10 protein-coding genes are annotated in these 13906 nt (G+C 75.4%); 8 read left to right on the forward strand and 2 right to left on the reverse strand.

Annotated elements, in window-relative coordinates; all coding sequences use genetic code 11:
* Positions 1-116 precede the first annotated feature (116 nt).
* From SYYSPA8_RS01560 to SYYSPA8_RS01595, 8 genes are all read left to right on the forward strand, one after another.
* On the forward strand, positions 117-1373 hold the full coding sequence (locus SYYSPA8_RS01560) for an SLC13 family permease (protein WP_323445045.1): 1257 nt from the start codon (positions 117-119) through the stop codon (positions 1371-1373).
* A gap of 1 nt (position 1374) precedes the next feature.
* Positions 1375-1845: a universal stress protein gene (locus SYYSPA8_RS01565; protein WP_323445046.1), complete on the forward strand. Its 471-nt coding sequence runs from the start codon at positions 1375-1377 to the stop codon at positions 1843-1845.
* A 164-nt stretch (positions 1846-2009) separates the two neighbouring features.
* The gene (locus SYYSPA8_RS01570; RefSeq protein WP_323445047.1) at positions 2010-2702 is read left to right on the forward strand and encodes a Crp/Fnr family transcriptional regulator; all 693 of its coding nucleotides are present in this window, start codon (positions 2010-2012) and stop codon (positions 2700-2702) included.
* Positions 2703-2951: 249 nt separating this feature from the next.
* Positions 2952-3932: a hypothetical protein gene (locus SYYSPA8_RS01575; RefSeq protein ID WP_323445048.1), complete on the forward strand. Its 981-nt coding sequence runs from the start codon at positions 2952-2954 to the stop codon at positions 3930-3932.
* A gap of 194 nt (positions 3933-4126) precedes the next feature.
* A complete protein-coding gene (locus SYYSPA8_RS01580; protein ID WP_323445049.1) occupies positions 4127-6349 on the forward strand; it encodes a hypothetical protein in 2223 nt (740 codons plus the stop codon).
* On the forward strand, positions 6346-7323 hold the full coding sequence (locus tag SYYSPA8_RS01585) for a hypothetical protein (RefSeq protein ID WP_323445050.1): 978 nt from the start codon (positions 6346-6348) through the stop codon (positions 7321-7323). The genes SYYSPA8_RS01580 and SYYSPA8_RS01585 overlap by 4 nt, the downstream gene beginning before the upstream one ends.
* The gene (locus SYYSPA8_RS01590; RefSeq protein ID WP_323445051.1) at positions 7320-7934 is read left to right on the forward strand and encodes a Pycsar system effector family protein; all 615 of its coding nucleotides are present in this window, start codon (positions 7320-7322) and stop codon (positions 7932-7934) included. Before SYYSPA8_RS01585 ends, SYYSPA8_RS01590 begins: the two co-directional genes overlap by 4 nt.
* A 210-nt stretch (positions 7935-8144) precedes the next feature.
* Positions 8145-9497: a diacylglycerol/lipid kinase family protein gene (locus tag SYYSPA8_RS01595; protein ID WP_323445498.1), complete on the forward strand. Its 1353-nt coding sequence runs from the start codon at positions 8145-8147 to the stop codon at positions 9495-9497.
* Here SYYSPA8_RS01595 and SYYSPA8_RS01600 read toward each other — a convergent pair.
* Entirely contained in the window at positions 9494-10492 is a 999-nt protein-coding gene (locus tag SYYSPA8_RS01600; protein ID WP_323445052.1) for a phosphotransferase enzyme family protein, read from the reverse strand. The genes SYYSPA8_RS01595 and SYYSPA8_RS01600 overlap by 4 nt on opposite strands.
* A 12-nt stretch (positions 10493-10504) precedes the next feature.
* On the reverse strand, positions 10505-13651 hold the full coding sequence (locus SYYSPA8_RS01605) for an AfsR/SARP family transcriptional regulator (protein ID WP_323445053.1): 3147 nt from the start codon (positions 13649-13651) through the stop codon (positions 10505-10507).
* Positions 13652-13906: the final 255 nt, after the last annotated feature.

The raw sequence follows: 13906 nt of genomic DNA on the forward strand, positions 1-13906 counted from the left end.
GGCAACCGCATTTCGCCGCCCGGGAGGCCGTGCGGGAGCGCGTGCGGGAACGAGCGGGGGGACGAACGCGGGAACCAGTCCGGGAACGAGCCCGGGAACGATTGCGGGAGGCGGGAATGAGCGGCGGAGCCGTGGTGGCGGTGTCCGGGGCACTGCTGGTGACGGTGCTGGTGTGCGCGGTGGTCAGGCCGCGCGGCCTCCCGGAGGCGGCGGTGGCGGTCCCCGCCGCCGCCCTGGTCGTCGCCATCGGCGCGATCTCCCCCGCCGACGCGGCCGCCGAGGCGGAAGGGCTGCTTCCGGTGGTCGGGTTCCTGGCGGCGGTGCTCGTCCTGGCCCACCTCTGCGACGAGGAAGGACTGTTCCGGGCCTGCGGGGCCTGGATGGCGCGCGGCGCACCGACCCCCGGCCGGCTGCTGACCCGGGTCTTCGCCGCCGCGTCGGCCGTCACGGCGGTGCTCAGCCTGGACGCCACCGTGGTGCTGCTCACCCCGGTGGTGTTCGCGACCGCCGTCCGCCTCGGCGCGCGGGCCAAACCGCACGTGTACGCCTGCACCCACCTCGCCAACACGGCCTCCCTGCTGCTGCCGGTCTCCAATCTGACGAACCTGCTGGCCTTCACCGCCGCCGGGCTGTCCTTCCTGCATTTCACGGCACTGATGGCCCTGCCCTGGCTGGTCGCCATCGGCGTCGAGTACCTGATGTTCCGCCGCTTCTTCGCCCGGGACCTGCGGGCCGCCACCCCCGCACCGGAGGACGGGGAGGGACCGGTGGCCGTACCCGTCTTCGCGGTGGTGACCGTGGCCGGCACCCTCGCCGCCCTCGTCGTCGCCTCCGCCCTCGGGGCCGAACCGGTCTGGGCGGCGGTCGCCGGGGCTGCGGTGCTCGCGGTCCGCGCGCTGATCCGGCGGCGCACCACCCCACGGGCGCTCCTGCGGGCGGCGGCCCTGCCGTTCCTCGCGTTCGTCCTGGCGCTGGGCGTCGTGGTGAAGGCGGTCGTCGACGGCGGCCTCGGCGACGCGCTCGGCCGTCTCGTACCCGACGGCACCGGGCTCCCCGCCCTGCTGGCCTTCGCCGTGCTCGCCGCCGTCCTGGCGAACCTGGTGAACAACCTCCCCGCGACCCTGGTGCTGCTGCCGCTGGCCGCGCCCGCCGGCCCCGGGGCGGTCCTCGCGGTCCTCATCGGCGTCAACATCGGCCCCAACCTCACCTACGCCGGATCGCTCGCCACCCTGCTGTGGCGGCGTGTCCTGCACGCCCACGACACCGACGCCGACCTGGGCGAGTACACCCGGCTCGGACTTCTCACCGCGCCGCTCGCGCTCGTCCTCGCCACCGTGGCACTGTGGGGATCCCTGGCGCTGATCGGAGGCTGACATGGCCGTGGTGGTCTGGATCGTGGAGGGCACCTGGACCGCCTGCGTGGACGCCGCCCGCGCCCAGGCGCCCCGCGACGGACGGACCGTCCTGCTCCATGTCACCTCACCGGACCCGGCGGCCGTCGCCCGGGGCGCCTACGCCTCCCTGCTCGGCCGCGCCCACCTCGGCCGTGACCCCGCCGACCGGCTGGAACACCTGGCGGCCGCCTCGGCCGGGGATCTCCTGGCCCGGGCCGCCGAGCGGCTCGCCCGCCCCAGCACCCGCGTGACGCGCACCGGACGGGCCGAGCACGAGGTGGTCGCCGCCGCCGGGGACGCCGAACTGCTCGTCTGCGCCCGCGACGGCGACCGTGCCGACCCGGGCCCGCGCAGCCTCGGCCCGGCGACCCGCTTCGTGGTCGACCACGCCCTGTGCCCGGTGCTCCTCGTCTGGCCCGGGCCCCCGGTTCCGCCCTCCCGGGGCTCCTGAACCGCTGAGCCGCCGGCTGAACCGCTGAGCGGCCGACCGCTGTTCCGGGGCGCCCGCTCCCGTACCGACCGGGTGCCCGCTCCCGTGCCGATGGGGGGCCCGTTCCCGTGCCGATGCGGGGCCCGGGCGGCGCCGTTGTCAGACCCCCGTCCTACAGTCGGTACATGAGTGAACACGCGGCGGGAGACGCGGCTCCCGAAGGGCGGACACTGCGTCATCTCGTGGGCGGGGCGGTCTGGTCCGACCTGCTCACGAGGGCGTACGAGCGTTCCCACCCGGCAGGCGCCACCCTGCTCCGCCAGGACGAGCCGGGTACGCATGTGCTGGCCCTGGTCAGCGGTGTCGCCAAGGTGGTCAGACGGGAGCGGGACGGTGCGCTGACCCTGCTGGCGTTCCGCGGCCCCGGTGAACTGCTCGGCGAGGTCGCGGTCCTGGACGACCAGACGCGGTCCGCGAGTGTGCACGCGATATCGAGATGCGTGGTCGGTGTGGTCACCAAGGCCGACTTCCTGCGGTTCACCACCGAGCGCGACCTGTTCCCCGTCCTGGTGCGGTACGCGCTGGCCAAGCTGCGGGAATCCGACCAGGCACGGGGTGGCGGCGATGTCGCGGAGCGGATCGCGGCGACGCTGGTGGCGCTCGCCGACATGGCCGCGCCCGCCCCGCACCTGCCGGGCGGGCCGCTCGACCTGGCACTGACCAGACATGAACTCGCCCAGCATCTGCGGCTGTCGCGCAACACGATCAGCTCCGCGCTCACCGCGCTGGAGCCCCTGGGCGTCCGTCCCGGGCGGGGACACATCGTCGTCGGCGATCCGGCGGCGCTGCGCAGGGTGGTGGCCGGGGGCGGCGTCTGAACGACCGTGCCGTGTGACCGCGTTCACAGGGTCGGCGCACTCACTGTGCACACCGCGGGCGGCGCATCCGCGATGCTCTGGTGACCGGGGCGGCCGCCGAGGTGGCCGGCCCCGGCGCCGGCCCGTGATCGGAGCCGTGTCCCTTCCTGACCCTGTACCACCCTTTCTGTGCATGTATTTACCTATATCCACCTGTCTGTGTCCTGTCCCGTCTCCCGCCCCCCGAGGGCGAGCGGAGGAGAGCAAGCGATGTCCCAGTCCCCGACTCCCGGACCCCTCTGGCCCCAGGCCACCGCACAGCCCTGGACACAGAGCCGCCTCCTGCCGCCGTACCGGGCCCTCCTCGCCGTCGACGCCAAGGACTTCACCGGCCACCCGTCCGCCGAGCACGGCGTGATCAGCCGCGCCGTCGTCCAGCTGCTCGAAACCTCACTGCGGCGGGCCGGCCTCGGCGAGATCTGGGAGGACCGCCGCTTTCCCGCCTCCACCGGGGACGGCTACGTGTTCGGATTCGATCCGGCGTTCCTCCCCTTCGTCGTCCATCCCTGGCTGCACACCCTCCAGGACGTGCTCACCGAGTTCCGCGTGCACTCCCTGGGGGCCGCCCCCATCAGGCTCCGGGTGAGCCTGCACGTCGGCCCGCTGCCGGACTCCGGTGACGACTTCGACGGGAACGGCACACCCCGCAACGACACGCACCGGCTGCTCGACTCCCGCCCGGTCAAGGCCGTGCTGGCGGCCTCCGGGGAGAACGTCACCCATGTCGCCGCGATCCTCTCCGACCGCTGCTTCCAGGACGCCGTGGCCGGAGGCTGGACCGGTCGGCACCCCGATCACTTCATCGAGGTACCCGCGACCGTCGAGGGAAAGTCCTTTGAACAGCGGGCGTGGCTGTATGTTCCGGCGCCGTCCGGGCGCCTGTACGACCGGCGGGTCCTCGGCGACCGGGTCATCGACGACCACGAGGGGACGGCCCCGGCCGGGGCCGGTGCGCAGGAGGCGGCCAGGGCGGCCGGCCCCACCGTCGTGAACCGGGCCGACCGGGGCAATGTGAACACCGGCACCGTCCATGGCGGACAGCACGTCAGCAACAGCCGTACCGACAGCCGCACCGATGTCGGGGGCGACTGGATCGGCGGCGACCGGGTCGGCGGCAACAAGGCGGGAACGGTCCACGGCAACCAGGGCGACACCGTCCACGGGAACAAGCGCGAGGAGCGGCACCGGTGAGCACCCGACCGGAGACCCCCGCCCACGGGCCCGGGGAGCAGGCCCCCGGCGCTGCCGACGGCACCGGCACCGGCACCGGCATCGGCATCGGCGTTTCGACGGAGACGAGCGGGACGCCCGGTGCGTCCGGTACTCCCAGTACCCCCGGGACACCCGGTACTCCCGGGACACCCGGTGCACCTGATCATTCCGGCGTGAACGGCCGCCCCGGTGTGAACGGTTCCGGCGGCCCGCCGGACCGGGGCGGCGAGAGCGAGGAGGACATCGACGCCCTCTTCGCCGAAGTGCGCCGCACCGCGGCGGCCGACGGACGCCGCCACCCGTTCATCAACTACGCGCCGGGCGGCACCATCAACACCGGCGCCGTCCAGGGCGATCAGCGGGTCGAGAACCGGAGCGGCGCACCGGGCCCGGCCGGACGCCGGGTCAAGGCCCGGGAAGGGCCCATCCCGGCCGCCGAGATCCTGGAGGCGGCGTTCGGTTTCGCCGAGCCCGCCTGGTTCCCGGAGGCACGGGCACAGCTCGACACGGGAATCCTCTTCCTCACCGGCGAACGCGGCTCAGGACGTCGCACGGCCGCCCTCAACCTGCTCCGCCGCGGCGGCGGAGAGAGCCTTGCCCTGCGGGCCGTCGACAGCGACGTCGACCTCGCCTCCTGGGCCCCCGGCGACGGCGACACCGGGGTCCGCGGCTACCTCGTGGACGGGCTGCTGCCCGCGCACGCCCTCGGCCCCGGCATGATCGGCAACCTGCGGCGGCTGCTCACCGAGGCCGACGCCCGCATGGTCGTCGTCCTCGCCGAGGACCCACGGCTCGTCCACGCGCTGGAACGCGACCTCCACATCACCCCGGTGCGCTGCGAACCACCACCGACCCGGGCCCTGTTCGACGCACGGTTCGCCGCCGAGGTCCCGGACCCCGCCCGCCGGGCCCGCATCGTGGCCGGGCTCGCCCCCGGGCTGCTCACGGAGCTGCTCGCCGCCGACCTGGTCCCCGCCCAGGTGGCCGAGCTGGTGTCCGCCCTCGTCGGAGCCACCGGGGAGGCGGACACCGGGGAAGGGGGCACCGGAGAGGCGGACATCACGGGCCTGCGGGACCGGCTCAGCTTCCTCGCCGAACGGGAGGCGCCCGAGCTGCTGCGTAGTCTCGAAGGCGACCCCGAGGCACTCGCCTTCCTCCTGGCGACCTGCGTCTTCGAGGGCCACGACCACCGCATCGTCCGTGAGGAGGCGGACCGGCTGCTCGTCCTGGCCGCCGGACGGCTCGACCACACCCTCCCGGCCCCCGGGGGAGGTCCCGGCGACGGCCAGGGCCGTGCCCTGCCCAACCCCGGATTCGCCCTCCGCCGCTCCCTGGACGACCTCCTGCGGACCGTGGGCGCCCGCCGCGCACCCCGCGAGATCAGGACCGGCTCCCGGTTCACCTACACGGTCGAACCGGTGCGTTTCACCCGCCATGGGCAGGCGGAGGCCGTCCTGCGGCATGCCTGGCGGCAGTACGGGCAGCTCTCCGGGCTGCTCACCGAATGGCTGGGCGCCCACCGCGACGAGCACGACCTCACGGAGCCCGTCGGCCGCGTCATCGGCATGGCGGCCGGCTGGGGCGGGGGCCGCCGGGCACTCCAGCACATCCACACCCTCGCCCGGTCCGACACCGCGCGCGGCCGCTTCATCGCCGCGTACGCCCTGGGCATGGCCGCGGCGGACCCGGTGCTCGCCACCGAGGTCAAGTACCGGCTGGACGACTGGAGCGGACAGCGCGGCTGGCAGGTCCGGTCCACGGTCGCGTACGCCTGCGCCACCGACTTCGGCGCCGCCCGCCCCGGCCTCGCGCTGCGGCTGCTGCGAGGGATGTTCCGGGGCCTGACCGACCACCACGAGCGCACGGTGGGACGCGACATCCGCAACGCCCTGCTGGCGCTCTTCGCCTCCGGCAGCCAGCCCGTGGTCTTCGGAGTGCTCGCGGACTGGGCCGAGCACGGCGACCCGGCCGGCGAGCTGGCCCTCGCCACCTTCCCCCATCTGCTCCTGGCCGACTCCCTCTGGTTCCAGGAACAGCTCCTGCGGAACGGCGACCACACCGAGGCGATCGTCCGGCTGGTGCGCCGGGGCCTCGCCGACGAGTCCCTCTTCCCCGCGACCCGCAGCTCGCTGCTGCTCTGGTGCCGTCTCGCCCGGTGGAACAGCGAGCAGAGCGCCGCCGTGGACACCCTGCTCACCGAACTCGCCCGGGACATGGGCGTGGGCGAACTGCGCCTGTTCGTCGAGATCGACCGGGCCGACCAGAGCGACCTGCCGGGCCGGGCCGTGGCGCACGACGCGCTCGTGGCCTGGCGCTCCGGACACACCGCGGCGGCCGGCCCCGCACCGGCACCGCCGTCCGGCGGCACCGCACACCCGCACGGGAGGACACCATGACCCTGGCCGACACCGAAGCGCTCCCGCTGTGCGCCACCGCGCCGCGCGCACCCTGGTGGGAGATCATCAAGCAGCGCTGGTCGGGACGGGCCGACCGGGCCCTGGTCCTGCGGGACCGGAGCGGCGCTCTCCATCTGCACGGCGCGGACCGGGCCGCGGCACAGGTGCCCTACGCGCCGGCCCCGCAGCCGGCCGGTCACCACGCGAGCGTGGCCACGAGCACGGCCGGCGGCTACGACAGCGCCTTCCATGTCCGGCTGGGCGAGCACTTCGGGACCAGGACCGTGGCCCTGCCCACCGCGTACGCGACCGAGCCCGTGGACCTGAGGGTGCTGTGGTGGGTCCACGACCCGGTCCAGGTCGTGCGGACCTGGACCGCCCAGGGCTGGGACGAGGTACGGAAGAACCTCGACCAGCGGGTACGGGGGATGGAGGCGGACCGCGCCGGCCAGGGCCAGGGCCTCGGCGCGGACGACCTCGCCCGTGACCTCGCCGCGCCGCTGCCGCTGGCCGACGTCGGACTCACCTACCGCGTCACCGGTGCCCACGGCCAGGACGCGGGTGAACTGCGGCTGGGCCACGCCGAAGGCGGTACGCCGCAGTACTGGAACGCCTCCCACCGGGAGGAGTACCAGTTCTGCCTGGACGCCGTGCGCAACGGCCCGGCCTCGCTGGCGGCGCTCTGGCTGCTGCGCCACCCGGAGCAGGTCAGCCAGGTGCTCGACTGGTCGGTGGGCCACCGGGACCTGCTGCGCGCGGAGAGCACCTGGCAGGACGAGATGGCCGCGCTGCTGGGCAGCCTGACGGAACAGGAACGGCAGGAACTGTCCGGGCTGGTACGCGACCGGCTCCAGGCCCTCGGCCGGCGCGTGCCCCAGCAGGGCAACGGCACCCCCGGCCCGGCCCCCGCCCATGCTCCTGCCCCTGCCCCGCATGCGTACCCGTACGGCACCGGGGACGGCGGGACACCGTGAGGGGCTTCGCCCCGGTGGGCGACCGGGACGCCGTCACGGGGACGCTGCCGCCCACCGGGCACTCTCCCGTCCCGGGCCCGCCGGACCCGGCAACGGACGCCGCCCGGCGGGACCCGCTGGCCGCCATGGAGCGTCTGCTCGCCGCCAACAGCGCCGAGATCACGCGCGCCGACACCAAGGCCGCCGTTCTGCTGGGCTTCCTGGGGGCCGTCCTCGCCGCCTTCGTCGCGGCGACCCGCTCCGGCCCGGCGGGCGCGGCGGGAGGGCCGGGCGCGGCGGAGTCCACCGGGCCGGAGGGATGGCTGTGGTGGGGCGCCGTCGTCGTCGTCCTGGCGGGCATCTCCTGCTGTGTGAGCGCCATCGCGCCCCGGCGCAGGGCCGGGCGCCGCCACCGCACGGCGGGCCCCTGCTACTTCGAGCATCTGACGGTGGGGGCCACCCCGCTCCGGTACGCCTTCGAGCGGGCCGCGGGCGACCCGGCAGGGCCCCTGCTCGCCGCGCTCCAGGGGACCAGCGCCATCATCCGGGCCAAGTACCGCTGGATCGAACGGGCCACGGCACTGCTGTTCCTCTCCCTGCCGCTGCTCGCGCTGGGCGTCCGGCCGGGGTGACCGGCCCGCCGGCCAGGGGCTCCCCGCCACGGGGGTGCGGGGAGCCCCGGGGCCGTCGGCGCGTGAGCGCGTTCCGTCGGCGCCGGACATCGGCCCCCGCCCCGGGCGTGCCGTACCGGCTCGTGCGCGGGGGAGTCCGCCACGATGGGGGAGCGGCGCCGGCCGTGACGGCGGGTGCACGGGATGCGGGCGAGGAAGGCGGTGACAGCGATGACGGTGTCCGTCGGTGAACGGGCCCTGCGGCAGGCGCGGTTACGGGCGCGGCTGGCCCTGCTCTGCGCCGGGTCGGCGGTCGTCGTGGTGGTCGCCGTCGTCGGCGGCGGTGGGCTGCTGATCGTGGCGGGCGGACTCGCCGGGCTGGTCGTGGCCGCCGCGGGCACCTGGTGGGTCCTCGCCCACCGGGGGCCGCTGCGGATCCTGGGCGCGCTGGCGCTGGCCGCCGCCCCCCTGGCGGTGATCGCGCTCTACACCGCCCACGGACTGTGGGCCCCCGCCCTGCTGGCGGTCGCGCTCTGGGGCGCCGCGCTGGGCACGGCCCGGTCGGCGCTGCGGCGGGCCCGGCCGCCGTACCGGACCCGTACCGTGCCGGGGGCGCGCCCCGAACGCGCGGTGCTGATCATGAACCCGGCCTCCGGCGGCGGCAAGGTCGCCCGCTTCCACCTGGTCGAGCGCGCCGAGCGGCTGGGTGCGCGGGTCGTCCTCCTGCCCACCGGCACCCGGGCGGACGTGAGTGCCCTCGCCCGGCGGGCCGTGGCCGAGGGGGCGGACCTGCTCGGGGTCGCGGGCGGCGACGGCACCCAGGCACTCGTGGCGGGGGTGGCCGCCGCGCACGACCTGCCGTTCCTGGTGATCTCCGCCGGTACCCGCAACCACTTCGCGATGGACCTCGGCCTGGACCGGGCGGACCCTTCCCGCTGCCTCGACGCCCTGACCGACGGCGAGGAGATCCGGGTGGACCTGGGGTTCGTCGCGGACCGCCCCTTCGTCAACACCGTCTCCTTCGGGGTGTACGCGGAGGTCGTCCAGGACCCCCGCTACCGGGGCGCCCAGGCCGGGACGATCCTGGACGCCCTGCCCGGCCTGCTGCTCGACCGGCGGGCGGGACGGCTCGACGCCACCGCCGACGACACCCGCCTCCCCGGCCTCCAGGCGCTCCTGGTCAGCAACAACCCGTACACCACCGGTGATGTGCTGGGCGCGGGCCGCAGGGAGCGGCTGGACTCCGGCGCGCTCGGGATCCTCGGCATCCGGGTGGAAGGCGCGGCCCAGGCGGCGGACGTCGCCCTGCGCGGCACCCGGGCCACCGGCCTGACCATGCTGACGGCCGGCCGGGTCGAGGTGGGCTCCACCGCCCCGGAGCTGCCCGTCGCGGTCGACGGCGAGGCCCTGACCCTGCCCGCCCCCGTGGTCTGCTCGCTCCGCCCCCGCGCCCTGCGGGTCCTGGTCCCCCGCCACCGGCCCGGCGCCCCCCGGGCCGGACCCCGGCCCGACTGGCGGCTCGTCGCCCGGCTGGCGCTCGGCAGACCCGTGACCGGCCGGCCGGCGCCCGGGGACAGAAGCTAAGCCCGGCCGGCCGCCGCGAGCACGATCCGCCGCTGCTCGTCCCGGTGCCGGGTCAGGCCGGCCCGGAGCTGGTCCAGGTCGTCGGGGCGGCCCTCGTCCAGGGTGCGCAGGACGGGATCGAGGGCCACCAGGCTCCGTGCGGCGTTCGCCCCCGCGAGGAGCGACAGCAGCCCCGGGTCGGCGTCCGGCAGCGGACGGACCTCCCGGTAGCCCGCCAGGAAGGCGTCGAGGAGGGGCCGGTGGGTGTCCGTGGGAACCCCGTGGTCGGTGAGGTCGCGCACGGCATGGGCGACGTCCGCCGCGTACCACGACAGGGCCGCCTCGTCGAAGTCGAACGCGGTGGGGGAGCCGTCCTCGAAGGCGAGGTTGTCCAGCTCGAAGTCGCCGTGGACCACCCCGTACCGCGCGGGGTCCCGCGGCAGCCGGGCGAGCCGGGCGGTGAGCCGGTCCACGGCCGTCGCCAGTTCCCGGTCGTCCGCGTGGAGCAGGGCCGCGCGGCCGATCCCGTCCAGCGCGTGCGGCAGCCCGTCCCCGAGGCCGGCGGCCAGCTCATGGGTCCGGGCCAGCAGGGCGCCCCAGGCGCGGGCCTGCTCCCGGGACAGCTCCGGCAGCTCGATCTCCTCGCCGGGCGCGGCTTCGAGGCACATCGCCCGTACGGTCCCGAGCGGGGTGTCCACCGTCTCCACCAGCAGGCCGGCGGCCGACCGCACCGGGGAGGTCAGCGCGAGCCCCCGGCCGTGGAGGCGGTCCATCAGCCCGGCGACCGCGCCGAACCGCGCGAACGTGTCGGCCCCTTCAGGGACGAACCGCAGATAGCGGGCGGATCCGGGCTCCGGTGTCTCCGGGAGGACGAAGACGTGGGACGCGCTCGAACGCCACCACCGGGCCGTCCCCTCCGCGCAGCCCCAGCGGGCCGCCACGGCGTCGGCCACCGGGGAGCGCCAGGCCTCGTCCACCGTACGGGCAATTCCGCTTATGTCAGAGAGTCTCATCATATGCGGCAGGTTTCACTCCGCTCCCACCCGGCGCAAGTTCTTTTTCCCGGTGGGGCGTTGGCGTGTGAGCGGGACGACATTGCCGGTGGCCGCGTCCGGCAGCGCCGCCAGGGCCCGTTCGGCCTCCTCGACCTCGGTGAAGCCGAGCTTCCGGAAGATCGAGACGGCCTCCCGCAGCCAGGTTCCGGCCAGCTGGTGGCTGCCGTCCCCGGCCAGCGCCTGACCGAGTACGACGAGGACGCGGGCCTCGGTCCGCGCCAGCCCCAGCTCCCGGCAGAGCACCCGGGCCTCCTCAGCGACGGCCGCCCCCGTCGCCGCCGCTCCCGCCGCCAGATGGGTCTGGGCGATCCGGTACAACAGATTGGCCTCCAGGAAGCGCAGACCCAGCTCCCGGCTCAGCTCCAGAGCGGTCGTGTAGGACTCCATCGCGGTGTCCGTGTTGCCCAGCAGCCGGTGTGAGGTGCCCCGATGGCTGAGGATCTGCGCCTCGCCCATGCGGTCCCCGAGACCCCGGTAGAGCGCGAGCCCGGCCGTGGCCGTGCGGACGGCCTCCTCCGGTTCGCCCAGCGTCATATGCGCGTAGGTGAGGTTGCCGAGCGTGTTGGCCTCCCCGGACGGGTTGTCGACGGACCGGTGGGTCTGCCGGGCCTCCCGCAGCAGCGCCACGGTCCGCCGGTCGTAGCCCGAGGGGGACGCGAGGATCAGCGCCTGGACGTTCAGCGACTCGGCGAGCAGTACCCGGTTCCCGCTCCGCCGGCAGAGCCCCACCGCGCGCTCGATGGGGTCCGCGGCCTCACCCGGCCGGCTGACCTGCCACAACGCGCCGCTGAGCATATAGAGGGCGGCGGCCTGCGCATCCGGCGGTCCGGCCTCGCGGGTCGCGGCGACCACGGCCCGGCACAGCTCCACCACATCCCCCCACGCGTACGCCCGTTCCAGCAGCGGATCCAGGCCGAGCAGGACGAACGCCGCCTTGGCGGCCAGCTCCGGGGAGCGCCGCACCGCCTGCGCCAGCACCGCGAGCACCGCCTCGCGCTCCTGGTCGAACCAGTCGTGGGCGGAGCGCGGGTCGGGGAAGACCGGAGCAGGGTCGGCCGGACGGTCCAGCAGACCGGCGATCCGGTGGCCCGGACGGACACTCCGGTACGCGTGGTGGACCGTGGCCGTGAGCGAACGCAGCAGCCGCTCCAGCGCCCGTGTCACCTGCTCCTCGGGATCCGTCAGCGAGGTCAGCCGCCGGGCGAACAGCCGCAGCAGGTCGTGGTAGCGGTAGCGGCCTAGCTGCGGCGAGTGGAGCAGACCGGTGTGCAGCAGCTCGTCCAGGACCCGTTCGGCCTCGTACTCGTCGGTGTCCAGCAGCGCGGCGGCCATCGCCAGCGACACCGTCTCGGCCTGCGGCAGCGACAGCAGCCGGAAGGCCCGCGCCGGCTCGGGGGCGAGCTGGTCGTAACCGAGCTGGAAACAGGCCACCACGTCCAGATCGCCGGTACGCAGCTGGTCGAGCCGACGGCGCTCGTCGGAGAGCCGCCGCAGCGAGTCCGCGATCGTCGTCCGGGGCCGGGCGACGATCCGGCAGGCCACCACCCGTACGGCCAGCGGGAGATGTCCGCAGGTCGCGAGCAGCTCCCGGGCCGCGTCCGGCTCGGCCCGCACCCGGTCCCGGCCGATCACCGTGGTCAGCAGCTCCAGCGACTCGTCGGGGCGGAACGGCTCCAGCTCGACGGCGTGCGCGGGTACGGCGGTCAGCCGGGACCGGCTGGTGACGATCACCGCACAGCCGGGGTAGCCGGGCAGCAGCGGTCTGATCTGCTCCGCCCCCGCCGCGTTGTCCAGGACGACCAGCATCCGCTGCTCGGAGAGCACCGTCCGGAAGAGCGCGGCGCGCGCCTCCAGTTCGTCGGGTACGGCCGTCTCGGGCACCCCGAGGGCGTGGAGCAGCTGCCCGAGGACCGTCCGGGGGTCCGACGGGTGCTCGGTCACCCCGGCGAGGTCGACGAAGAGCTGCCCGGCGGGGAAGTGGGCGCGCAGCCGGTGCGCCACATGGACGGCGAGGGCCGTCTTCCCGCTGCCGCCGATGCCGGAGATGGCGCAGATGCGCACGGCCGGGTCGCAGGGGGCGGTGAGCAGGCCGAGGAGTTCGTCCACGAGCCGGTCCCGGCCGGTGAAGTCGGCCGTGTCGGCGGGCAGCTGGGCGGGGACGGGGGTGCCGGGGACGCCGGTCCGGGTGCCGATGTGGGCCGTGGGGGCGGTGCCCCGCGGGGTCGCGCTCGCCGGTACGGGTGGTTCGGCCGTGTCCCGGGAGTCCTCGGGGGTCCGGGGGCCGGGCGCCCGGGTGGCGGCGGCCGGGTCGGTGAAGGCCGGGTCGGCAGGGGACGGCAGCAGGTCGGGATCGGCCCGCAGAATCCTTTCGTACAGGGTACGGAGGCGGGGGTCCGGGTCGATGCCCAGCTCCCGGGAGAGCACGGCGCGGATGTCGCGGAAGACCTCCAGCGCCTCCGCCTGCCGGCCGCACTGGTAGAGGGCGCGCATCAGCAGCAGCCGCAGGCTCTCCCGCAGCGGGTGCTCGGCGGTGCGCCGGGTGAGATCGGTGACGGCCGCCCGCGCGTCACCGAGTTCGAGGTCCAGCTCGACCCGGGACTCCAGGACGCCCAGATACCGCTGGGTCAGCCGCTCCCGCCAGGTCTCGGCGAAGGGGCCGGTCAGACCGGTCAGCGGGGGGCCCTGCCAGCGGTCGGCGGCCCGGCGCAGCAGCGACTGTGCGCGGGCCGCGTCGCCCGCCCGCCGCGCCTCGGCGGCGGCCTCGACCTCCTGTTCGGCGAGGGTCACGTCCAGGCACCGGCCGTCCCCCGGCAGCCGCAGCGCGTAGGAGGAGCCGACGGAGACCAGCAGGCTGGGGCCGCCGAGGGCACGGTGGCCCGGTTCGAGGACGGTGCGGATCCGGGAGACGTAGGTGCGGATCGTGGTCGCGGCGGCCCGGGGGCAGTCGGCGCCCCACAGACCGTCGATCAGCTCCTCCATGGCCACCGGCTGGCCCTCGGCCAGCAGCAGCATCGCCAGCGCGGTGCGCTGCTGGGGCCCGGCGAGCGCCAGCTCCTCCGTACCCCGCCGACCCCGCACCGTACCGAGGAGGGTGAAGGCGAACGGACCGCTCTCGTTCACGCGTGGTCGTCCTTCCCGGGTTCCCGGCGAGCAGTCTTCCATGGCCGTCGACTCTTCGTTGACCAGCTCCGGAGCGACCGTGCGGTTACCCGGAGTGAGTGCGGGATTCCCTTCCGTCGGGAGCGGCATCCGGTGCGGCCCCGCCGTGCCGCCGTCGTCGTCCGGCCGGATGCCCGATCGGGGCCGGTGGCGGCCGGAGGGCGGCGGGCCGGGGGCGGGGTCGCCGTCGGAGCGTGTCAGTGACAGTCCGTGAAG

Origin of the sequence: Streptomyces yaizuensis, from assembly GCF_034961445.1 — a bacterium.
GTDB lineage: Bacteria > Actinomycetota > Actinomycetes > Streptomycetales > Streptomycetaceae > Streptomyces > Streptomyces yaizuensis.

What these genes read in the sequence shown, in the direction of transcription:
- SYYSPA8_RS01560 (WP_323445045.1), top strand. Translation starts at nt 117, where the DNA reads ATGAGCGGCGGAGCCGTGGTGGCGGTGTCCGGGGCACTGCTGGTGACG.
- SYYSPA8_RS01565 (WP_323445046.1), top strand. Translation starts at nt 1,375, where the DNA reads ATGGCCGTGGTGGTCTGGATCGTGGAGGGCACCTGGACCGCCTGCGTG.
- SYYSPA8_RS01570 (WP_323445047.1), top strand. Translation starts at nt 2,010, where the DNA reads ATGAGTGAACACGCGGCGGGAGACGCGGCTCCCGAAGGGCGGACACTG.
- SYYSPA8_RS01575 (WP_323445048.1), top strand. Translation starts at nt 2,952, where the DNA reads ATGTCCCAGTCCCCGACTCCCGGACCCCTCTGGCCCCAGGCCACCGCA.
- SYYSPA8_RS01585 (WP_323445050.1), top strand. Translation starts at nt 6,346, where the DNA reads ATGACCCTGGCCGACACCGAAGCGCTCCCGCTGTGCGCCACCGCGCCG.
- SYYSPA8_RS01595 (WP_323445498.1), top strand. Translation starts at nt 8,145, where the DNA reads ATGACGGTGTCCGTCGGTGAACGGGCCCTGCGGCAGGCGCGGTTACGG.
- SYYSPA8_RS01600 (WP_323445052.1), bottom strand. Translation starts at nt 10,492, where the DNA reads ATGATGAGACTCTCTGACATAAGCGGAATTGCCCGTACGGTGGACGAG.